Source organism: Streptomyces sp. NPDC033270, assembly GCF_055576575.1.
On record NZ_JBVIRA010000032.1, the window covers coordinates 46,107 to 66,366 of the forward strand.

A 20,260-nucleotide genomic window follows, 5' to 3' on the forward strand; every position below is an offset into this window, starting at 1 on the left:
CAGCGGTGGTCGCGGCCGATGCCGGTGGGGACGCGGACCTTGCTGTAGCCGGACGAGCGGACATCGGGGTGCCGGGTCCGCCTCCGACCTGCGCTTCAAGATCGATTGTCAGTGGTGGGTGGGAGGATCGATGCATCGAGTCGGAACAAGGGGGAGCAGTTATGTCCGGGACCCAGAACTACATCAATCACGTTGCTCTTGTGCTGGATGCCAGTTCGTCCATGTCGCAGCTGAGCCGCAAGGTCGTCGAAGTCGCCGACCAGCAGATTGCCTATCTGGCCCGCCGATCGGAGGAGCTGGACCAGGAAACCCGCGTGACGGTGTACGTCTTCGCGAACAAGGTGGAGTGCGTCATCTACGACAAGGACGTGCTGCGAATGCCGTCCCTGAAGCAGCTGTACCAAGTCGGTGGAATGACGGCGTTGCTGGCGGCCACGCTGAAGTCGCAGCGGGAGCTGGCACAGACGGCTCAACTCTACGGCGACCACAGCTTCCTGACGTTCGTGCTGACTGACGGACAGGAGAACGCGAGCCATCGCTGCCCCGATGCCCCTGCCAGGGATCCGCGTGAACTGGTGCGGGCCGTGGCCGAGATGATCGAGACGCAGCAGGACAACTGGACACTGGCCGTTCTTGTGCCGGACCAGATGGGCAAGCGCGAGGCCATGCAGTGCGGTTTCCCGAAGGACAACATCGCCATCTGGGACGCCACGAGCACTCAGGGTCTGGAGGAGGCCGGGCAGGTCATCCAGCAGGCGACCGAGAAATTCATGGTGGGCCGTTCCCAGGGCATTCGGGGATCCCGGGCGGTGTTCTCTACGGGTGCCGAGGCTGTCAACAAGGACACCATAAAGGCGGCCGGTCTCACGCCGGTGAATCCGTCCGAGTACCAGCTGATCCCGGTGGCCCGCGAAGCGAAGATCCGGGAATGGGTCATCGAATGCGGGCACACCTTCCGTAACGGTTGTGCGTTCTATCAATTGAGCAAGTCGGAGAAGATACAGGCGCAGAAGCAGATCGCGGTCCTGGAGAAGAAGACGGACCGGGTGTACACGGGGCCGGAGGCCCGAGCCCTGCTCGGCCTGCCGGACATGGAAGTTCGCGTCAAGCCGGACCACAACGACGACTTCACGATATTTGTGCAGAGCACCAGCGTGAACCGGAAGCTGGTGCCGAACACACGGCTCATGCTGATGAACTGACGGCTGGAAAGCCCCGCCGGTCCGACTGGCGGGGCGCCAGTCCCAGCCGCAGGCGGTACCGCCAAGCGCCGCCGAGGACCGGCGCGGGCAAGCACCTGGGGCTGCCGCTGAGGAGGTCGGCGAGCTGGAGGCGGACCTACGGCCGTGGATCGCCGCCCGCCTGGCCGAAGCCGAGGCCCGCACGGCCGAACTGGCGTGGAACCTGTGGCAACAGTGTGGCCCGACCCGACTGTCAGAGGCGGGTGTTTAACTGCCCGTATGGATCCAGAGACCGCCCGCTCCGCCCTCCGTGACTTCTGTGCCGATCGACTTGGCACGGACCTGGCCGCCGGCTTGGTCCGCCTCGCCCGCCCCGGTTTCGCACTCGCAGAGGCCGGTCCCGGCGACGCCGCCGGCCACAGCCGGTTCGGCGGCCGGGCGATGCTCGAACCGGGCACGCCCTGGCCGACCTGCGACGGCTTTCCGCTGAGCCTGATCGCTATCCTCGACATCGACGCCTTGGCCCCCTGGCTCGACGACGTCCTCCCGGCGGGGACGGGCCTGCTCAACTTCTTCTCCCTGGACACCGACTCCGAGCAGTGCGATCCCGACTCCTACGAGCTGGCGCTCAAGTACGACCCCTTCGCCCCGCAAGTGGGAAGGTGATCGCAGCCCGTTCCGCACACGCCGTCGAGACGGACCCACCTGCTCGGTCGAGCGTCTTCGATCCGGTCCCCTGGGCAGCCACGCCCGGGTTCGACTTCCCCGACACCTGGGATCCGGCCTGGCGCACCCTGGACCTGGGGCCCGAGGTCGACCACATGGCCAGGGCCATGCCCGGTCAGCATGTGGAGGAGTTGCTCGCCGACGGGGCAGAGCGGCCGGGTGCGCTCGATTCCGAGGACATAGCGTTTGGATGGCCGAAGTTCCCCACGGGGAGTTCGCCGATGGTGCCGTGGGGCGAAGACCCGACCACCTACCACCACCTGCTCCAGCTGTCCGGACAGGGCGAGTGGTACCTCGGCGGCGACGGCGGCTGGATGCACTGGTCGATACCCACCGATGCGCTGCGGGTCGGCGACTTCAGCCGGGCGATTCCGACCCCGGACATCTGGTGACCACCGGACGACTGGATCCGGTCTGTAAGGAGCGCGCCGAGCTGGTCCACGGGCAGCGCGCCGCCCTGCCACCGGCCCGCCTCCGCACCCGCACCCGCACCCGACCGGCAGCGACTCGGTTGTGACGACGACAAATGTGGCGGGCGTGAAGACGTCGATACCGGCGGCCGGGTGTCACACGCCCGTCTCGGCGAGGAACCGCCGTACGTGCCCCAGCCACACCGCCCGGTCCGCCTCGTCCAGGATGTGCCCGCCACCGGGGATCTCGACCGTCGTCGCTCCGGGAATGCCCGCAGCGAGTCGACGCTGGCTGTCGGGTAGCACCAGCCGGTCGCCGGTCGGCACCGCCACCAAGGTGGGTACGCGTACGTGACCGAGGTCGTCGCGGACGTCCAGGCGCGTGATCAGCTCGAAGTGGGCCAGCATCCCGGCGGGTATCGCGGCCAGCGCGCCGTCGACCGCTGCCTCGACGTCCTCTGGGGACATCGCGGTGAGCTGGCGCTCCGAGAGGCAGGACAGCAGCGCGAGCCGGGCCACAGCCCGCCACTCGCCCGCCTTCCCGAGGGCGGCGAGGAGGTGCGCCGCACCCCCGAGCACGGGGTCGGGGGCCGCGAATCCGGCGGTGAGCACGAGGGCAGTGACGCGTTCGGGGCGCCGGGTCGCTGCGCGGACCGCCACTGCGCTGCCCAGCGATTCGCCGATCACGGCAAACCGCTCGTGCCCGCGGTCGACGGCGGAGGCCACGACGGCGTCGGCGAGCGCGTCGAGGTCGAGCGGCGTGTCCGGGAGGCGCGTACGGCCCACGCCCGGATAGGACGGGCCGATCGTCGTGTGGTCCCGCCCCAGATCGTCGAGAACGAGACCGAAGTTGCCCTCGATACCGCCGCCGGCACCGTGCGCGAGGAGCAGCGCGGGTCCGTCGCCCCGTACGTCGACATCGAGCTGGTAGCGGTGTGCCTGGAGAAATGCCTGTTCAGAAGCCATGTGCAGGACGCTAAACTCTGACATTGGTGTCAGAGTCAAGTCGTTGAGCGGGGAGGGTCAGTTCCGGTGCGGATCAAGGAGATGGCCCAGCGTGCCGGCGTGCACGAACGCTCCTTGCGCTACTACGAGAAGCAGGGCCTGCTCGCTCCCCGGCGCCTTTCCAGCGGCTACCGCGAGTACAGCGAGGCAGACCTGGAGACCGTGCGACGCATCCGCTGTCTGCTGATGGCCGGACTGTCGACCGCCGTCATCGCCCAGGTCCTCCCCTGCATCCGCGACGGCGGCGGCCGTCTCGCACCCGCCTGCCCCGACCTCGTCGGGCAACTGAGGGGCGAACGGGAGCGCATGACCCACGAGATCGAGGCGCTGAGTACGTCCCGCGCTCTCCTCGACACCGTTCTGGACGCCGCGCCGCAGGACTTCGCCCGCCAGGCTGGCTGAGGCGGCGCTGTCACACGGCTGGCCCGAGTAAGAGAGACAGAAGACGTCCGAGCGGATCTGTCCGGCCCGAAGCCCGGAACCGCCCCTGAGCCGGCCGACGGCCGTGCCTGCCTGACGGCCTGACTGCCTGAACGTGAGGGAGCACCTTGATCTCGGAGTACCAGCAGCGATTGCGTGAACGGTTCCTCTCCGTCCCCGAGACTCCTCCGCCTGCTCCCTGGCGCCCGGTCCTGAGCAGGCGAAACCCCATAGGCGGCTTGCTCGGCATCGGCTTCGCCGTCGCCCCCGGCACCGGCCACGACCTGGTCATGGTGGTCTCGGTCGACGGGCACGGGCTCTTCGACACCCTTACCGGAGAGAAGATAGCCAGGGACCGCGACCCTGATCCCGACGACAGCACCCCGGACGCAGTCCCTGACCTCTCGTGCCCCGGACTCGGACCGATCGCCGGGACCCGTGTGCGCATCGCCGGACTCTTCGGAGGCGGCCTCCACACCACCACATGCGACGGCTGGAGCCTGGAAGTCGTCAGCCCCGAATGGCCACACCACCGGGTCCTGCTCTCCACAGACGGAGGAATGCCCCACAGCGGACCACACGGCGAGCGCTGGTGGCACATCTTCGACTCCAACTACTCAGGACTGCGGACTGCCGGCTTCTCACCGTCCGGACGCACCCTGGCGGTCGCCACCAGCAGCGACCTCACCCTCTGGACCCGTCGCACTGCCGAAACGGGCCCCACGGGACAGGCCGACGCATGACACCCGAACACCTCGCCGTGATGCTCTACGGCTCTACGACTACGGGCAGAGGCCGGCATGCGGACCCGCCGGCGACGCTTTGCAGCCGCTCGTCGTCTTCGCGGAGCGGGTATGCGGTCCTACCGGGCAGGCGGTACTGGCGTCTCGTTCTTGATCTTCATCATGCGCTCCGGGGAGTCCGCCAGGACGGCGTAGGCGTCCAGGCTCCTGGCGGTGGTGTAGTCGTTCTTGGGTCTCGATGCCGATCAGAACAATCCTGACCGCGGCGTGGGTGTGGAAACAGGACGCGGCGGCCTGGTCCCACATCAGTGCCTGCTTGACGGGGCTTCGCCCCTCGCCGAGGGTGAACTTCTCGCTCACCGTTACGTCGCGGCGCAGCTCGAACGCGGCCGCGGGCCGGTACAGGACGGGGACGCCGTCACGGCTCGCCTGCACGCTGAGCCACATCATGTCGACCTTGTGCGCCAACGCGCCATCGATGGCCCGCACGGTGTTCTCCGGGAAGTCCGCGGTACCCGCCCGGTGAGTGATCACCAAAGGACGGCCGACCACTTCCGCACCCGTACCCTCAGCTCCCTCTCCCCTACCAACCTCCCCTGATACCGCAGGCTTTGCTCCCGCAGATCTTGTCCCACTCTCCCCACCCTGCCGCCCGGCCTCCGGCGGTGGCTCGCTGCCATGTGGCGGCGACCGTGGTGTCGACGCCGGGGATGCGGGCGAGAACTGCTCCTCGACGAGGTGGTGACGGCCAAGTTCACCAGAGGTGCAGGAAGCTCCGGATGTCGTCGAAGCCGTCGACGGCCCGGGTCCCGACCTGCACGCACCAGTGCTCGACGAATTCCCGATCGTCGTCGTTCAACGCACTCCCGACCAAGACGGTCGCTGCCTCGAACTCATGCACCGTGTCCTTGAGGGCCCGCTCCAGCACCTCGACGACCACGTCGTGAGACAGGGCAGGAGGATTCTCGAAACGCAGATGCGAGTGCATGCCGCGAGCCTACGTATTGCGTAACGGAGCCCCTCTAGGGTGGGCGCCATGGGCGAACGGTCTGAGAACCCAGAGCTTGAGCACCCGGAACTGTGGGCCTTCCTGGAATCTCTGCACCATGGCGACCTCCTTTCCGGCACTGTCACAGCGGTCGAAGGGTTCGGCGTGTTCGTGGCGCTGGACGACGGCCCTGACCATCCGGTCTTCCCCGGCGTCGGGTTCGTCTCGTTCGCCGAGCTGTCCTGGTCGCGCTTCGAAGCAGCTTCGCAGGTCGTGAAGGTCGGGCAGCGCGTTTCAGGTGAGTTCCTCCAGTTCGACACATGGAACATGGAGGCCAGACTGTCTTTGCGAGCGACACAGCCGGATCCCTTCCAGGCGTTCGCCGACCGCATCGCAGTGGGACAGCAACTACAGGGATCGGTCAGCAAGTTGGTCCCGTTCGGCGTCTTTGTTCAGGTTGCCGACGGCATCGAGGGGCTGATCCCTCTACGGGAACTCACATCAACACCCCTGGAGGCCCCGTCGGATGTCGTCCAGGCCGGCGACGAGGTCACGGTTGTCGTCACCGCGATTGACCGACAGCGGCGCACACTGTCCCTCTCTCGACGACAAAGCGCACCTACCATGCCGTCTTCGATGCCATCGCCAACTGGTCCGACGCCCACCTGTCCCGGGTCACCGGAGGCATAAGCCTGGGCGGAGGGCTGAGGGGAAGTTTCCATGGTTGGCCGCCTTAATACGGCGGGCTCTTCGCTGACTACATCCGCCCGAGCCGGATCAGGTATCCGTATCCGTCCTGAACCGCGCGGCCGCGGGCAGCGGTTGTGCTGACCATCCGCGGCCTGTGGCTGGCCGTCCGCGGCCTTGTTCCGACTGTCCGCGGCCGCGCGGTGGGGCTCAGCGGACGTCCACCGTCGCCAGGTCAGAGGTCCTCTCGCGTACGGGATGGCCATCTTTCGGGCCGGTCAGGCCGTACAGGACCGCGCGGTACTGCAGGACGCCGCTGTGCGCGGCCTTAACGTGTGCGGTGGCCTGCGCGGTGTGCGGCGCCGTGATGTCCGGACTACCCAGATGAGCCGGCCGCCCCGCTCGTTGCACCCCGCCCGACGGCGTTGCGGATCAACGACAGAATCTCGCCAACTTGCCCGATCCATGGCGCCGTCACGTTCAGGAGCCGGCGAATTCCTTGCGCCACGAGTCGAAGTCGATCTCCTCGGATCCGAACTCCTCCAGCCAGTCGATGAACCGGGCTCCGTGCTCCCTGCCGCCCGACCCCAGGATCTCGTCGGCTTCCGCATCGGTGGGAGGGGTCAGGCCGAACGTCTCCTTCAGCCAGGCCAAGTACGCCTCGTGGCCAGGGGAGTGCTCCTCGTCGGGGTCCGCCTCGCGCTCCTCCTCCCAAGGGGTGAACCACTCGTCGTCGATCGCGAGCAGCCGGAGCAGATTTCGCAGTCCCGCGATGATGTCGAGATCGCCCTCGTCGCCGAAGCGGATGACGGGAAGGGTGGCGAGGTCGGTGCGGTCGTCGCAGTGCCACAGGGCGTAGAACGAGCCCGAGCCAGTGGCCTGGGCGAACGGGGTGAGCCGGTCGAGTCGGCCTCGGACCTCCTCTTCCCGCCCCTCCAGGCACAGCCACTCCACCAGACCGGCGTCGGGTCGGTCGTACTCGTGGAACTCGAACCCGTCCGAGAAGTAGCCCTCTCCAGGGCCGTCGGAGAACTCCTTGAGCAAGTTCAGTTCGGGAATGGGCGAGTAGGCATTGGACGAGTAGGCGTCGGTCATGTCATTCCCGGTACGGAACGGAGTCGAGTGGTTGACGTGCGTGGCGTGCACGCTATCGCCCGGGTCTGACAGCGAAGGCCACGCTCGGTGGCCCGTGCTCCGGCGCACCCCGTGAAGCCCGTGACCCGCATCAGCGCGAACGGTCCGCCCCACCCTGAGCGAGCGCCTCCGTCAGACGCTCCAGGCGCATGGCGAAGGCGGCGGCCTCACCCGGCGGCCACGTCGCCATCTCCTCGGCCAGGAAGGATTCCATCGCCCCGCGCAGCGCCGTGACCGCCCGCTCGCCCTCATCGGTGAGGGCCAGCCTGGTGGCACGGGCGTCAGCCGGGTCGGGGCGACGGGCGATCAGCCCGGCCTCCTGCAACCTGGTCGCATAGCGGGTGGTGACGGTGCGGTCCATCCCGATCACCTCGGCGAGCTTGGTGGCGGTGACGGGGCCCACCCGAGCGAGCCCGGACAACACCGGGTAGGTCGTGGCGTCCACGCCCTCCACTCCCGAGGTCAACCGGCCGTAGAGCCCGGCGCGGGTGGCCCGCAGGGTCAGCGCCCCGATGGCTGCTGCCACGCGGGCGGCGGACGCGCTGTCATGCGTCGTTTCACTCACGCCTCGATGATACGTGCAAAAAGCACGGAGTCCTGCTACCGTCGAATGCGTGCAGAAAGCACGTGCATTCGACACGCAAAGGACCGGTCATGTCGCATTCGTCTTCGCAGCAGCACCAGCCCCCGCACCAGGACCCGCACCCGCACCCGCCCGTCGTACGCCCCGAAGACGTCCTGCCCGAGGGGGTCGACTCGACCGCGATCAACGGGCTGACCGTCCGCAAGGGTTCGGTGGCTGCATTCGTCGCCAACGCCCTACGACTGGACGACCTCACCGAGGGAACTCCCGAGCACGCAACCGTCGTTACTCAGCTGCGGGAACTCGCCCCCGTCCTGCGCACCATCGGCCTCCTCGACGTCTTCCGGCCCCGCTCCCCCGCAGTGGAGCGGATCCTCGCCGAGGTCGCGTAGCGCGTCGGGTGAAGCAAGCGGATGAAGCAAGGGGATGAAGCAAGCGGGATCAGGTCGCCTGGCCACGTAGGGAGAGCAGAGCGCTGAGGGCGGCGGCACCGTCGAGCAGGGCTCTGGAGCGAGCCGTGAGGCCGGCGTCCCTGGCAGCCAGCGCGGAGGCGACCTCCTCCAGTCGGCGGGCGCGCCCCAGCTCCGGTATGAGGGCCCGAAGGGGTGCGATGCGGTAGCCGGCTTTGCGCAGTTGGTGGACGATCCGCGCATTGCGCACCTGAGTCGGTGTGTATCGGCGGGTTCCTCGCACGGGGTCGCGGTCCGGGACGACGAGGTCCTCCGCGTCCCAGTGCCGCAACGTCGACGGGCGCACGCCGAGAGCGGTGGCGAGTTCGGAAACGCCCATCGAGTCCGATGCACTGACGTCCCCGATCGGCTCGCCGGCGATTGCCCGGGCGGCCTCCCTGGCCTGACTCAGTTCCGTGCGCTCTGTGTCGAGCCGGGCGTGCGCCGCGTCGAGAAGGGCAAGCACCTGCGCAGTGGGGAGCTGGTGGACGGCCCGCACGATCTTCTTGGCCTCCGTCGGACCCGCGCCTGCCGCGAGGGCGCGGTAGGCCAGCGCGGACTGCAGATGCACCTCCCCATAGATCCGGTAGCCCGTGGGCGTGCGCGTCGCCGGCGGAAGCACACCGTCGCGCTCGAGATTGCGGATCTGCTGAACGGAGTACCCGACACACCGCGCGACGTCGACCGTGCGCATGTCCCCCGATTTGAGACCTGGCAACGTGAATCTCCTCCCTCTCGGCCCCGAAGTCTCCACAAGCACTTCAATGCAACGCTAGAGCACATGACCACCATGGACGAGATCATCAGCTTCGTGGACGGCCTCGACGGCGTCCTGACCGTCAGGCCGGCACCCGGCGACGGCTCACCGGAAATCAGCTGGGGCGACACGTTCTTCCACTACGCGCCCGACGGCGTCGCCCCGGCAACCGCCCAACCGTTCGCGACGATCGTGACCAAGGACTACCCCGGCGACGAGGCATCACGTCTGGACCGGGCGGACACCTTCCGCGTGAACATCGCCGCCGGGAAGGAAGCGTTCATCCGGTGGGCCGGTCACGCGCCACGCGAACCGGCCGCCACCGAGGTCGACCCCGGCACCACCGACACCGTGATCGCGCACCCCGTCTACGGCGCCGTCGGCTGGCTGGCGGTGGTGAACCCGGGCGAGCGTACGGAGGCGGTGACCCGTGAGCTGCTGCGTGCGGCCCATCACCTCGCACGCTCACGCCACGGGCGACGCGCCGACTCGACCACGCGATAGAGCGGCCCGGAGACGGGGTTGAGCCGGGGCGGCGGCCACACGCCGGCGCCCCGACTGCCGACCTGCCTCGTCACCACCCCGCTCCCTCGGGACGGCCGTCGAGACGCTCCGTGAGGCCGAGCAACTCACGTCCGAAGAGGCACCGTTGCGCGGGGTGGCCGATCGCGGTGGACTGCCCCGATGACCAAGACCCACACCCTGTACCTGATCGCCTGCGCCGCACCGCCCGCTCGCCGTCTGGAGATCCCCGTCCACGCTGCCCAGAAGGCGGGTTGGGACGTCTGCCTGATCCTCACCCCGTCCGCGTACCGGTGGGCGAACGAGGACGCCGAGGGCGAGATCGAGGCGTTGGAGCAGCTCACCGGCCACCCCGTCCGGCACCAGTACAAGCTCCCCAGCCAGGACGACGTCCTGCCGCCGCCGCACGCGCTGCTGGTCGCCCCGCTGACCAGCAACACCCTCAACAAGTGGGCTGCGGGCATCAGCGACACGCTCGCGCTCGGGCTGATCACCGAGGGCATCGGGCTCGGCCTGCCGATCGTCGCCCTGCCGCACTGGAACGACGCCCAGGACGCGCACCCGGCCGTCACCCGCAACATCGACTTCCTACGGGTCGCCGGCGTGACCCTGCTGCACGGCGAGGGAGGGTTCGTACCGCACCAACTCCGTTACGGCGAGCTCGGCACCTACCCGTGGCAAGCCGCGATCGACGCACTGCCGGCCATCGGCTGACCCCGGACAGCACCTACCCCCCGCGCGGGGTCGGTCCCGGCGTCACGTGGGGTGCTGGTGGGCCTCTTCGCGGGCTGCCGCAACGGCGCTCCCGGCTGGCAGACTCCTCGATCATGGCGAACAGCGGACTGTGGGTCGGCGTCCTCACTGCACTGACCGCACTCGGAGCCAGCTACATCACCGCGCGGGCGACCTCACGCGCGGCGCTGGTCCAAGCCCGAACAACCGCAACGGCAGAGGCCCTTCGCGAGCAGCGCGACCGGCGTCGGTCCACGTACCGGGAGATGATGAGTTGCGCGCACGCCTTCTCAGAGGTCACCTGGCAGATCGACGACGTCGACGCGACGCGTGACCGTGCGAGCAAGGACCGGCTGCTGACGCAGATGTATGAGCGCATCGGCCCGGCCATCGGGAACATGAACAGGGCGACCCATGAGGTCCGGCTCGATGGTCCCGCTGAGGTTTCCGCCGCGGCGGAGCAGGTGCGGCAGATGGCGCGACGCGTACAGCCGCTGCTCAAGGCGCTCATCGGTGACGACGATCCCGAGCGCAGGCACGAATACGACGCCGCGTACCAGGATTTCCGGCACGCCTTCGTCGCGTTCGTAGGTCTGGCGAGACAGGCGTTGGAGGTGGCGGACCAGGAACGTTAGCTCTCCCACGCCGTCCGCGCAGCAGCCGCCTACGGTATCGGCAGGACCGCCCGTCGAAGGCCCCGCCCCTGCATGGGCCGGAGCCTTCGACGCGTGAGTGAACTGCCCGCCGGGGGCGGGGAGTTGGTCAGCCCTAGCGGATCGGCATGCCCGACAGGGTGCGGGCGATCACCAGACGCTGGATTTCGCTGGTGCCCTCGAAGATGGTGTAGATGGCGGCGTCGCGGTGCATGCGCTCGACGGGGTATTCGCGGGTGAAGCCGTTGCCGCCGAGGATCTGGATGGCCTGGGCGGTGACCTTCTTGGCGGTCTCGCTGGCGAAGAGCTTGGACTGCGAGCCCTCCGCGGCGGTGAACGGCTTTCCGTTGACGGCCATCCAGGAGGCGCGCCAGACCAGCAGTCGGGCCGCGTCGATGGAGGTGCGCATGTCGGCGAGTTGGAAGGCGACGCCCTGGTTGTCGATGATCGGGCGACCGAACTGCTCGCGGGTCCTGGCGTACTCCAGGGCCTCCTCGTACGCGGCGCGGGCGGTGCCGACGGCCATCGCGCCGACCGCCGGGCGGGATGCCTCGAAGGTGGCCATCGCCGCGTTCTTCACACGCTCGCCGCCCGCCTTGGCGCGCTCGCGGGCACGGGCCAGCCGCTCGTCCAGCTTCTCCTTGCCGCCGAGCAGGCAGCTGCCGGGGATCCGGACGTCCTCCAGGACGACCTCGGCGGTGTGCGAGGCGCGGATGCCGTGCTTCTGGAACTTCTGGCCCTGGGAGAGTCCTGGGGTGTTCGGCGGGACGATGAAGGAGGCGTGGCCCTTGGAGCCGAGCTCGGGGTCGACGGACGCGACCACGACGTGGACGTTGGCGATGCCGCCGTTGGTGGCCCAGGTCTTGGTGCCGTTGATGACCCACTCGTCCTTGGCCTCGTCGTACACCGCGCGGGTACGCATCGAGGCGACGTCCGAGCCGGCGTCGGGCTCGGAGGAGCAGAAGGCGGCGACCTTGACGTCGTCTGCGTCGCCGTACATCTGCGGCACCCAGGTACCGATCTGCTCCTCGGTGCCGTTGGCGAGCACGCCGACCGCGGCGAGGCCGGTGCCGACGATGGACAGGGCGATGCCCGCGTCGCCCCAGAAGAGCTCCTCCATGGCCATGGGGATGCCGAGGCCGGTCGGGTCGAAGTACTGCTGCGCGTAGAAGTCCAGCGAGTAGATTCCGATCTTGGCTGCCTCCTGGATGACCGGCCAGGGGGTCTCCTCGCGCTCGTCCCATTCCGCGGCGGCGGGGCGTATGACGTCGGCGGCGAAGCCGTGAATCCAGTCACGGACTTCCTTCTGCTCGTCGTTGAGCTCCATGGTGAACTCGGCCATGTCCCCTCCAGCGCTGCAGGCAGTACGATGTTACTAGCGGTAACCCGTAGTGTGTTACTCGCCAGTAGGCACTGTCAACTCCCCCGGCGGCGGATTCGCGGTGGAGTACGGGTGTTACGTTGCGCGAGCGCCGCAGATTCACAACGGGTGGGGAGCACGACCATGGAGAGCACAGAGCACAGCGAGGGCCGTCATTCGGCGACCGAGCGCCGGCGGCGGGAGCTGCTGGAGGCCGCGGAGCGCATCGTGCTGCGCGACGGCCCGGACGCGTCGATGAACGCCATCGCCGCCGAGGCCGGCATCACCAAGCCGATCCTCTACCGGCACTTCGGCGACAAGGGCGGGCTGTACCGCGCACTGGCCGTACGGCACACCGACGCCCTGCTGGACAATCTGCGCACCGCGCTGGACGCGCCGGTCCTGCGCCGGGACCGGGTCGAGGCCACCCTCGACGCCTATCTGCTCGCGATCGAGACCCGCCCGCAGGTCTACCGCTTCCTGATGCACCCCTCGGACGAGGAGAACTCCCCGGAGTCCGGCTTCGACGTGGGGCGGCACTCCGCTCCGCTGCTGCGCCGCCTCGGCGAGGAGCTGGCCAAGGTCATCACCGACCGGCTCGACCTGGGGCAGGGCGGCGAGCTGAGGGCCCGGGTGTGGGGGCACGGCATCGTCGGGATGATGCACGGTGCCGGCGACTGGTGGCTGCGCGAACGCCCCTGCTCCCGCGAGCAGTTGGTCGAGCAGCTGACCGATCTGCTGTGGGGGCAGCTGGCCACGGTCGAGGACCGCGCGGGCGGCCCCGGCTTCTGAGCCGGAGCCGGAGCCGCGATGTCGAAGCCGCGACGGCCGGGCCCGTCGCCGGCTCCAGCGGGCGGCCCGGCGGCCCGCGTCGTCTCAGCGGGCGGCCGCCGCCTCCGCGGCCGCGGCCCGCGCCGCCCAGGGAGACCTGGCCGCCGTGCGCAGCACCCGGCGGCGCCGCAGGCCGGTGAGCCGGTCGACGTACAGCTGGCCGTCGAGGTGGTCGCACTCGTGCTGGAGGCAGCGGGCGAAGTATCCGGTGCCGGTCACGGTCCTCGGCTCGCCGGTGACGGTGAATCCGGTCACCACGGCGCGGTCGTGGCGCGGGGTGCCCGCCTCGATTCCGGGGAGCGAGAGGCAGCCCTCCGGCCCGCGGATGACCGGCCCGTCGACCTCGACGAGCCGGGGGTTGACGAGATGTCCCAGATGGCGGACGTCCTCGTCGTCGGGGCAGTCGTAGACGAACACCCGCAGCGGGACGCCGATCTGGTTGGCGGCGAGGCCGACGCCGTCGGCGGCGTACATCGTCGCGAACATGTCCTCGACCAGCCGGGCCAGCTCGCCGTCGAAGACGGTGGCGTCCTGACAGGTATCGGTCAGGGCCGGATCGCCGAGCAGGCGCATCGGGCGGAGACGGCCGGAACTACCGGGAATGGTGCGGGAGCGCATGGGGCCAAGCGTACGGTCCCAGGAAGACCGGATGACGTCGCACGGGTGGCGGGGTTCGGGCCCGCGGCCGGATCTCGATAGGCTGATCCCCGACCGAAGCCTCCGGCCGGTCATCGGCGGCGGAGGAGGCGTTCCACCGGCAGCCACACCGCAGGGGGGCGCCGGACGCAAGGAGGATCAAGGACGATGGCAGGCAACACGGAGCCGCTGTCGCCGCGGGCCAAGCTGGCCGTGACGGCAGGCAAGGCCGCGGCGGCGGTATCGCGCGCGGCGGGCCGCGGCAGCGGATCGGTGATCGGTGGCCGGGTGGCGCTCAAGCTCGACCCCGACCTGCTCGCGCGGCTGGCCCGGCACCTGGACGTGATCCTGGTGTCGGCGACGAACGGCAAGACCACCACGACGCGACTGATCGCGGAGGCGCTGCGGGCCAGCGGCCCGGTGGTCTCCAACGCGCTCGGCGCCAACATGCCGGCGGGCATCACCTCCGCGCTGGCCGGCGGCTCGGACGCCAAGTACGGCGTCATCGAGGTCGACGAGAAGTACCTGGCCGGTGTGGCACGCGATGTGACGCCGAAGGCCATAGCGCTGCTGAACCTCTCGCGTGACCAGCTCGACCGCGCCGCCGAGACCCGGATGCTGGCGGAGCGCTGGCGCGAGGGCCTGGCCGACTCCAAGGCGCTGATCATCGCCAACGCGGACGACCCGCTGATCGTCTGGGCGGCCTCGTCGTCCGCGAACGTGGTGTGGGTCGCGGCCGGCCAGGAGTGGAAGGACGACGCCTGGTCCTGCCCGTCGTGCGGCGGCGTGATGCAGCGCCCGGGCGACGACTGGTTCTGCGGCGAGTGCGGCTTCCGCCGCCCGATGCCCAGCTGGGCACTGTCGGGTGATCACGTCCTCGACCCGCACGGCAGCGCCTGGCCGATCAAGCTGCAGCTGCCCGGCCGCGCCAACAAGGCGAACGCCACCACCTCCGCCGCGGTCGCCGCGGCCTTCGGGGTGCCGCCGCAGGTGGCCCTGGAGCGGATGTTCTCGGTGCAGGCCGTGGCCGGCCGCTATGACGTGGTCAGCTTCATGGAGCGCGAGCTGCGGCTGCTGCTGGCGAAGAACCCGGCCGGCTGGCTGGAGACGTTCTCGCTGATCGACCCGCCGCCGACCCCGGTGATCATGTCGGTGAACGCGCGCGGCGCGGACGGCACGGACACCTCCTGGCTGTGGGACGTCGACTACACCCGGCTGGCCGGACACCCGCTCTTCGTGATCGGCGACCGCAAGCTGGACCTGGCGGTGCGCCTGGAGGTCGCCGGGCTCGACTTCCAGGTGTGCGAGAGCGTCGACGAGGCGGTGCGGACGGCGCCGCCCGGCCGGATCGAGGTCATCGCCAACTACACGGCCTTCCAGGACCTGCGCCGCCGCGTGGGCAACTGAGTGCGGTCCACGGACGTTACGGACAAGGACGAGCGAGCATGAGTGACAACAGCCTGCGCCTGGTGTGGGTCTACCCGGACCTGCTGAGCACGTACGGCGACCAGGGAAACGCCCTGGTGGTGGAGCGGCGGGCGCGCCAGCGCGGTCTGGACGTCCAGCGTCTGGACGTACGCTCCGACCAGCAGATTCCCACCTCCGGTGACATCTACCTGATCGGCGGCGGGGAGGACCGGCCGCAGCGGCTGGCCTCCGAGCGGCTGATCCGCGACGGCGGCCTGTCCCGCGCGGTCTCCAACGGCGCGATCGTCTTCTCGGTGTGCGCCGGCTACCAGATCCTGGGCCATGAGTTCATCAACGACCTGGGCGAGCGGCAGCAGGGCCTGGGGCTGCTGGACGTGGTGAGCACCCGCGGCGAGGGCGAGCGCTGTGTCGGCGACGTACTGGCCGACATCGACCCGAAGTTGGGGCTGCCGCCGCTGACCGGCTTCGAGAACCACCAGGGCGTCACGCATCTGGGCAAGACCGCCCGGCCGTTCGCCAAGGTGCGCTTCGGCAAGGGCAACGGCGTCGGCGACGGCTATGAGGGCGCGTACAACGACACCGTCTTCGGTACGTACATGCACGGCCCGGTGATGGCCCGCAACCCGCACATCGCCGACCTGCTGATCAAGCTGGCGCTGGACGTCAACGCGCTGCCTCCGGTGGACGACCGCTGGTACGAGGCGCTGCGCCAGGAGCGGATCGCCGCGGCGACCCAGCCCGCCTAATCCGCTTCGCCCGAATCGTCCCTTTTTCGTACGCCCGCAGTCCCGCACTGCGGGCGTACGTGTACCCGCCGCCTTCGCGCTTGTAGGGTGTGCGGAATCCAACCGGACGACGGGGTCCGGGCCCCCGGTTGAGTTGCAGAGGTTTTCGAGCAATGCGCATTGGTGTACTCACCTCCGGAGGCGACTGCCCCGGACTGAACGCCGTCATCCGCTCCGTCGTCCACCGCGCCACCGCCGATCACGGCGATGAGGTGATCGGCTTCCGCGACGGCTGGAAGGGCCTGCTGGAGGCCGACTACCGCAAGCTCGACCTCGACGCCGTCGGCGGCATCCTGGCGCGCGGCGGCACCATCCTGGGGTCGTCGCGGGTGCAGCCCGCCCATCTGCGGGACGGCGTCGAACGGGCCCGCGGCCACGTCGCGGAGCTGGGCCTGGACGCGATCATCCCGATCGGCGGCGAGGGCACGCTCAAGGCGGCGCGGCTGCTGTCGGACGCCGGGCTGCCGATCGTCGGCGTACCGAAGACCATCGACAACGACATCGCGGTCACGGATGTGACGTTCGGCTTCGACACCGCGGTGGGCGTCGCCACCGAGGCGCTGGACCGGCTCAAGACCACCGCCGAGTCGCACCAGCGGGTGATGATCGTCGAGGTGATGGGGCGGCACACCGGCTGGATCGCGCTGCACTCGGGCATGGCGGCCGGTGCGCACGCGATCGTGGTGCCGGAGCGGCCCTTCGACATCGACGAGCTGACGGCGCGGGTCTCCGCGCGGTTCGAGGCCGGCAAGAAGTTCGCCATCGTGGTGGTGGCCGAGGGCGCCAAGCCGCGCGAGGGCACGATGTCCTTCGACGTCGGCGGCAAGGACATGTACGGGCACGAGCGGTTCGCCGGCGTCGCCCGCCAGCTCTCCGTCGAGCTGGAGAACCGCCTCGGCAAGGAGGCCCGCCCGGTGATCCTGGGCCACGTCCAGCGCGGCGGCACCCCGACCGCGTACGACCGGGTGCTCGCCACCCGCTTCGGCTGGCACGCCGTCGAGGCCGCGCACCGCGGCGACTTCGGGATGATGACCGCGTTGCGCGGCACGGACATCACGCTGGTGCCGCTGGCCGAGGCCGTGGAGACCCTCAAGACCGTGCCCGCCGAGCGCTACGACGAGGCCGAGTGCGTGCTGTGATCCAGCGGTAGTCCAGCGCTCCACGAACCGCCCCCGGCCACCGCCACGGCCGGGGGCGGTTCTACTCTTGTCGCCGGAGCATTGGTACGAATCAGGAGCGAGCGGATGGATCACAGCGGGCACGGCATGGACGGCATGAACATGGATCTGCCGCCGTTCACGCTGGGGCGGGGCCTGGAGTTCGGTGGTGATCCGTTCTTTCTGGTCGGCTGCCTGCTGGCGCTCGGGCTGTACGGCTGGGCGGTGGTCCGGCTGCGGCGGCGGGGTGACGCATGGCCGGTGGGCCGGACCGTCGGCTGGGCGCTGGGCGTGCTCACCGTGGCGCTGTCGATGTGCACCAAGCTCAACGACTACGGCATGGCGATGTTCAGCGTGCACATGGTCCAGCACATGATCATCAGCATGCTCTCGCCGATCCTGCTGCTCCTCGGGGCGCCGGTGACGCTGGCGCTGCGCGCGCTGCCGGCTGCCGGACGCGGCCGCAAGGGCCCGCGCGAACTGCTGGTGGGCCTGCTGCACAGCCGCTACATGCGGATCATCACGCACCCCGCGTTCACCATCCCGCTGTTCATCGCGAGTCTCTACGCGCTGTACTTCTCGCCGCTGTTCGACTTCCTGATGGAGTCCAGGGCCGGGCACATCGGGATGATGGTGCACTTCCTCGCGGTGGGCCTGGTCTTCTTCTGGCCGATCATGGGCGTCGACCCGGGGCCGCACCGGCCGGGCTATGTGATGCGGATGCTGGAGCTGTTCGCGGGCATGCCGTTCCATGCGTTCTTCGGTATCGCGCTGATGATGGCGTCGGAGCCGATGGTCGACACCTTCGTCCACCCGCCGGCCTCGCTGGGGATCGAGGCGCTGGCCGACCAGCAGGCCGCCGGCGGCATCGCCTGGGCCTTCAGCGAGATCCCGTCCGTCGTGGTGCTGATCGCCCTGGTCTACCAGTGGTACAAGTCCGAGGCGCGCCAGTCGCAGCGCGCGGACCGGGCCGCCGATCGCAACGGCGACAAGGACCTGGCCGACTACAACGCCTATCTCGCCTCGCTCAACACGCGGGGGCGCTAACTGCGGGTCGGCGCGTAGCGCCGTCTTCTGGGGGTGGAGGTCGGGCGACGGGCGGGCGGGTCGCCCATCTGGCGGTACGGGCCGCGGCCGGGGACGATGGTCCCATGGCCGCGGCCCGTGGCGTGTGAGCGGACGAAGCGCGCGCACGTGCAGGGGCCGCGATGAGGAGGTTGCGGGTATGCCCGGATCTGCTAGGACGATGGCCGTGATGACGGTGGGCGGGCTGGTGGTGGCCACCGCCTACACCGTGGCGCTGGGCGCCGACGGCTGGCTCTGGTTCTGTTGGGTGGTGCTGGCGCTGGTGACGATCGGGGTCGTGGCGGCACGGCGGGCCTGAGCGCGCGGACGCGTGCGGCTCCCGCGGTGTCTCTCCCGGGACCTGAAAGCGTCCGAGGCCCTCAGAAGCGGAAGACCGGCCCGGTGGCGGAGTCCATCGTGCAGAGGTTGGCGAACTCCTGGTGCCAGTCCACCGCGGCGCCCCGGAAGGTGCCCCGCGCGCTGACGGTGACCGGGGCGAACTGCTTGGTGCAGCCGTGCGGCTCCCCGGGCAGCGCGTCGAAGTCCCCGCGCGCCCAGGTCAGCGCGTTGCACGCGGCCAGGGCGTGCGGATGTCTGCCGTAGGTGTCCGGGCAGCCGAGTCGCACCCCGCGGATCCAGGTGTTGCCGTCCCCGGAGACGGTCAGCAGCAGGCCCTGGTCGGCGGCGGGCGGCTTCGGTGCGGCGGGCGGCTTCGGCTCGGCGACGGGTGGCTGCGGCTCGGCGGCGGGCGGCGGCGGCTCGGCGGCGCCCGCCGGGGTGGGGAGGAAGGTGCCGGCCAGCACCGCGGACACGGTGGCGAGCACGGCGGCGGGCAGGGCGGCACGGGCGGAGGTGTGTCGGCGGCGCACGGGCATCGGTGTCTCCTCTGAACCCTCGGTGGATTCAGGCCACCTCGCCCGACGCCGGCGCACAAGCGGCCACGCCGCGATGTCGCCCGTACGGGCCGCTCACACGACAAGGTGACCGGCGGCGGAGGAGGCGGCTCCGCCACCGGTCACCGGACCGGGGCTACCCGACGCGCTCGATCCGGGCGCGGCGGATCAGGAACTTCCCCTCCTCACGTACCTGCTCGAACGCCGCGTTGTTGAGCAGTACGCAGCTGCCCGACGTCGAGGTCACGGACACGGTCGTCGACTTGTTGTTGTCCAGGTTGGTCACCTTCAGCTTGGTCCCGGCGGGGAACTCGTTGCTGGAGGCCGCCGGTGCGCCGCCCTCGCCGGAGAGCGTCACCGTCGAGCCGGGGCAGACGACGTCGCCGTCCCCGCCGGGCGGGGCGGCGGAGGCTGACGGATCGTCCGCTGCGGGCGGCTCCGCCGAGCCGGGCGGCTCCTCGCCGGCGGGGGGCTGCCCGGACGCGGGCGGCCCACCGGCGGCGGGCGGCTGCTGGGCCTGTGGTGGAGCGCCCGCGGCAGCACCCCCCTCCGCTCCCCCGCTGCAGCCGGCGGCCTTCTGCTTGGCCTGGATCTCCTTGATCACGGCCTGCCGGTTGGCGATCCGCGCCGCCGACTGGGCGTCGGGACGGGCCTGCTGATCGGCGATGAACTTCTGGTTGTTGCTCAGGGCGGTGGCCAGTCCGTCGCACGCCACCGATGCCTGGCTGGTGCCCGTCGTCGCGATGGCGATGCCGCCGACCAGCGCCGCGGCGCTGATCCCGACGACGATCTTCTGACGACGCGTCACTCTTCTCTTTCGGGACATGTATGACTCCCTGTCCTCGGCCCAGAACCTGGGGTCCGGGCTCGGTTGCCGGCCAGTACGGTGCGCCGGGCCGGCCTCGTTCAGGGGGAGGAGAAAGTTGTCCGCGGATGCCAAAGCGAGGTGGCGGCGGCGGTCCGGCCGGCTCCGGTCGCCGCCCCGCCCGGGCGGCGTGATCCGGGCCGGGGGTGTTACCACCGACGGCGGTTGCCCATACACTCACTGCCCATCCGGGAACCCTCGTGACCTGGAACGACGCAGCCGCCGAGACGATCCGACGGGAGAGGGAGCC

General features: G+C 69.9%; 26 protein-coding genes. 16 read left to right on the forward strand and 10 right to left on the reverse strand.

Annotated features, from left to right (window positions below):
- Positions 1 to 161: 161 nt before the first annotated feature.
- The 3 genes from ACZ5XZ_RS33525 to ACZ5XZ_RS33535 all read left to right on the forward strand — a co-directional run bounded on the left by ACZ5XZ_RS33525 (position 162) and on the right by ACZ5XZ_RS33535 (position 2,299).
- Positions 162 to 1,202, forward strand: a complete 1,041-nt coding sequence (locus ACZ5XZ_RS33525; protein ID WP_468985035.1) for a vWA domain-containing protein — start codon at positions 162 to 164, stop codon at positions 1,200 to 1,202.
- Positions 1,203 to 1,460: 258 nt separating this feature from the next.
- The gene (locus ACZ5XZ_RS33530) at positions 1,461 to 1,847 is read left to right on the forward strand and encodes a DUF1963 domain-containing protein (protein WP_468985038.1); all 387 of its coding nucleotides are present in this window, start codon (positions 1,461 to 1,463) and stop codon (positions 1,845 to 1,847) included.
- Complete coding sequence (locus ACZ5XZ_RS33535) at positions 1,844 to 2,299, forward strand: hypothetical protein (protein ID WP_468985041.1); 456 nt, start codon at positions 1,844 to 1,846, stop codon at positions 2,297 to 2,299. The genes ACZ5XZ_RS33530 and ACZ5XZ_RS33535 overlap by 4 nt, the downstream gene beginning before the upstream one ends.
- A gap of 174 nt (positions 2,300 to 2,473) precedes the next feature.
- Here ACZ5XZ_RS33535 and ACZ5XZ_RS33540 read toward each other — a convergent pair whose 3' ends face one another.
- Positions 2,474 to 3,283, reverse strand: a complete 810-nt coding sequence (locus tag ACZ5XZ_RS33540) for an alpha/beta fold hydrolase (RefSeq protein ID WP_468985044.1) — start codon at positions 3,281 to 3,283, stop codon at positions 2,474 to 2,476.
- Positions 3,284 to 3,364: 81 nt separating this feature from the next.
- Between ACZ5XZ_RS33540 and ACZ5XZ_RS33545 the strand changes: the two genes are divergently transcribed.
- Both ACZ5XZ_RS33545 and ACZ5XZ_RS33550 read left to right on the forward strand, forming a co-directional pair.
- Complete coding sequence (locus ACZ5XZ_RS33545) at positions 3,365 to 3,724, forward strand: MerR family transcriptional regulator (protein ID WP_468985046.1); 360 nt, start codon at positions 3,365 to 3,367, stop codon at positions 3,722 to 3,724.
- A 146-nt stretch (positions 3,725 to 3,870) separates the two neighbouring features.
- Positions 3,871 to 4,485: a hypothetical protein gene (locus ACZ5XZ_RS33550; RefSeq protein WP_468985049.1), complete on the forward strand. Its 615-nt coding sequence runs from the start codon at positions 3,871 to 3,873 to the stop codon at positions 4,483 to 4,485.
- 39 nt (positions 4,486 to 4,524) lie between these two features.
- Here the strand turns inward: ACZ5XZ_RS33550 and ACZ5XZ_RS33555 are convergent, their stop codons facing one another.
- Together ACZ5XZ_RS33555 and ACZ5XZ_RS33560 are read right to left on the reverse strand one after the other, a co-directional pair.
- Positions 4,525 to 5,037, reverse strand: coding sequence for a glycerophosphodiester phosphodiesterase family protein (locus ACZ5XZ_RS33555; protein ID WP_468985051.1), 513 nt, complete (start codon positions 5,035 to 5,037; stop codon positions 4,525 to 4,527).
- A 202-nt stretch (positions 5,038 to 5,239) separates the two neighbouring features.
- Positions 5,240 to 5,473 carry a hypothetical protein gene (locus ACZ5XZ_RS33560; protein ID WP_468985054.1) on the reverse strand — a complete coding sequence of 78 codons (234 nt, stop codon included), beginning with the start codon at positions 5,471 to 5,473 and terminating at the stop codon, positions 5,240 to 5,242.
- Between the two features lie 48 nt (positions 5,474 to 5,521).
- Between ACZ5XZ_RS33560 and ACZ5XZ_RS33565 the strand changes: the two genes are divergently transcribed.
- A complete protein-coding gene (locus tag ACZ5XZ_RS33565) occupies positions 5,522 to 6,163 on the forward strand; it encodes a S1 RNA-binding domain-containing protein (protein ID WP_468985056.1) in 642 nt (213 codons plus the stop codon).
- 477 nt (positions 6,164 to 6,640) lie between these two features.
- Here the strand turns inward: ACZ5XZ_RS33565 and ACZ5XZ_RS33570 are convergent, their stop codons facing one another.
- Positions 6,641 to 7,255 (reverse strand): hypothetical protein, encoded by a 615-nt coding sequence (locus ACZ5XZ_RS33570; RefSeq protein WP_468985059.1) that lies wholly within the window; start codon positions 7,253 to 7,255, stop codon positions 6,641 to 6,643.
- A 130-nt stretch (positions 7,256 to 7,385) separates the two neighbouring features.
- A complete protein-coding gene (locus tag ACZ5XZ_RS33575; RefSeq protein WP_468985061.1) occupies positions 7,386 to 7,859 on the reverse strand; it encodes a MarR family winged helix-turn-helix transcriptional regulator in 474 nt (157 codons plus the stop codon).
- 89 nt (positions 7,860 to 7,948) lie between these two features.
- On the opposite strand from ACZ5XZ_RS33575, the gene ACZ5XZ_RS33580 reads away from it, so the two are divergent.
- A complete protein-coding gene (locus tag ACZ5XZ_RS33580; RefSeq protein ID WP_468985063.1) occupies positions 7,949 to 8,269 on the forward strand; it encodes a hypothetical protein in 321 nt (106 codons plus the stop codon).
- Positions 8,270 to 8,318: 49 nt separating this feature from the next.
- Here the strand turns inward: ACZ5XZ_RS33580 and ACZ5XZ_RS33585 are convergent, their stop codons facing one another.
- Positions 8,319 to 9,020, reverse strand: a complete 702-nt coding sequence (locus ACZ5XZ_RS33585; protein ID WP_468985065.1) for a MerR family transcriptional regulator — start codon at positions 9,018 to 9,020, stop codon at positions 8,319 to 8,321.
- 87 nt (positions 9,021 to 9,107) lie between these two features.
- Between ACZ5XZ_RS33585 and ACZ5XZ_RS33590 the strand changes: the two genes are divergently transcribed.
- The 3 genes from ACZ5XZ_RS33590 to ACZ5XZ_RS33600 all read left to right on the forward strand — a co-directional run bounded on the left by ACZ5XZ_RS33590 (position 9,108) and on the right by ACZ5XZ_RS33600 (position 10,972).
- Complete coding sequence (locus ACZ5XZ_RS33590) at positions 9,108 to 9,587, forward strand: DUF6194 family protein (protein ID WP_468985068.1); 480 nt, start codon at positions 9,108 to 9,110, stop codon at positions 9,585 to 9,587.
- 180 nt (positions 9,588 to 9,767) lie between these two features.
- Positions 9,768 to 10,319 (forward strand): flavoprotein, encoded by a 552-nt coding sequence (locus ACZ5XZ_RS33595; protein ID WP_468985070.1) that lies wholly within the window; start codon positions 9,768 to 9,770, stop codon positions 10,317 to 10,319.
- Positions 10,320 to 10,432: 113 nt separating this feature from the next.
- Positions 10,433 to 10,972, forward strand: coding sequence for a hypothetical protein (locus ACZ5XZ_RS33600; protein WP_468985072.1), 540 nt, complete (start codon positions 10,433 to 10,435; stop codon positions 10,970 to 10,972).
- Between the two features lie 133 nt (positions 10,973 to 11,105).
- Here ACZ5XZ_RS33600 and ACZ5XZ_RS33605 read toward each other — a convergent pair whose 3' ends face one another.
- On the reverse strand, positions 11,106 to 12,332 hold the full coding sequence (locus ACZ5XZ_RS33605; protein ID WP_468985074.1) for an acyl-CoA dehydrogenase family protein: 1,227 nt from the start codon (positions 12,330 to 12,332) through the stop codon (positions 11,106 to 11,108).
- A 162-nt stretch (positions 12,333 to 12,494) separates the two neighbouring features.
- Between ACZ5XZ_RS33605 and ACZ5XZ_RS33610 the strand changes: the two genes are divergently transcribed.
- On the forward strand, positions 12,495 to 13,142 hold the full coding sequence (locus tag ACZ5XZ_RS33610; protein ID WP_468985076.1) for a TetR/AcrR family transcriptional regulator: 648 nt from the start codon (positions 12,495 to 12,497) through the stop codon (positions 13,140 to 13,142).
- An 84-nt stretch (positions 13,143 to 13,226) separates the two neighbouring features.
- On the opposite strand, the gene def is transcribed toward ACZ5XZ_RS33610, so the two are convergent.
- Entirely contained in the window at positions 13,227 to 13,799 is a 573-nt protein-coding gene (gene def, locus ACZ5XZ_RS33615; protein ID WP_468985079.1) for a peptide deformylase, read from the reverse strand.
- Positions 13,800 to 13,985: 186 nt separating this feature from the next.
- On the opposite strand from def, the gene ACZ5XZ_RS33620 reads away from it, so the two are divergent.
- The 5 genes from ACZ5XZ_RS33620 to ACZ5XZ_RS33640 all read left to right on the forward strand — a co-directional run bounded on the left by ACZ5XZ_RS33620 (position 13,986) and on the right by ACZ5XZ_RS33640 (position 18,571).
- Entirely contained in the window at positions 13,986 to 15,224 is a 1,239-nt protein-coding gene (locus tag ACZ5XZ_RS33620; protein ID WP_468985081.1) for a MurT ligase domain-containing protein, read from the forward strand.
- Positions 15,225 to 15,262: 38 nt separating this feature from the next.
- Positions 15,263 to 15,991: a type 1 glutamine amidotransferase gene (locus ACZ5XZ_RS33625; protein ID WP_384434810.1), complete on the forward strand. Its 729-nt coding sequence runs from the start codon at positions 15,263 to 15,265 to the stop codon at positions 15,989 to 15,991.
- Between the two features lie 152 nt (positions 15,992 to 16,143).
- Positions 16,144 to 17,169, forward strand: coding sequence for a 6-phosphofructokinase (locus tag ACZ5XZ_RS33630; RefSeq protein ID WP_468985085.1), 1,026 nt, complete (start codon positions 16,144 to 16,146; stop codon positions 17,167 to 17,169).
- A gap of 105 nt (positions 17,170 to 17,274) precedes the next feature.
- Complete coding sequence (locus ACZ5XZ_RS33635) at positions 17,275 to 18,234, forward strand: cytochrome c oxidase assembly protein (RefSeq protein WP_468985087.1); 960 nt, start codon at positions 17,275 to 17,277, stop codon at positions 18,232 to 18,234.
- Positions 18,235 to 18,412: 178 nt separating this feature from the next.
- Positions 18,413 to 18,571 (forward strand): hypothetical protein, encoded by a 159-nt coding sequence (locus ACZ5XZ_RS33640; RefSeq protein ID WP_468985089.1) that lies wholly within the window; start codon positions 18,413 to 18,415, stop codon positions 18,569 to 18,571.
- 61 nt (positions 18,572 to 18,632) lie between these two features.
- Here the strand turns inward: ACZ5XZ_RS33640 and ACZ5XZ_RS33645 are convergent, their stop codons facing one another.
- Complete coding sequence (locus tag ACZ5XZ_RS33645; RefSeq protein ID WP_468985091.1) at positions 18,633 to 19,127, reverse strand: SSI family serine proteinase inhibitor; 495 nt, start codon at positions 19,125 to 19,127, stop codon at positions 18,633 to 18,635.
- 154 nt (positions 19,128 to 19,281) lie between these two features.
- Positions 19,282 to 19,971 carry a hypothetical protein gene (locus ACZ5XZ_RS33650; RefSeq protein WP_468985094.1) on the reverse strand — a complete coding sequence of 230 codons (690 nt, stop codon included), beginning with the start codon at positions 19,969 to 19,971 and terminating at the stop codon, positions 19,282 to 19,284.
- Between the last annotated feature and the right edge of the window lie 289 nt (positions 19,972 to 20,260).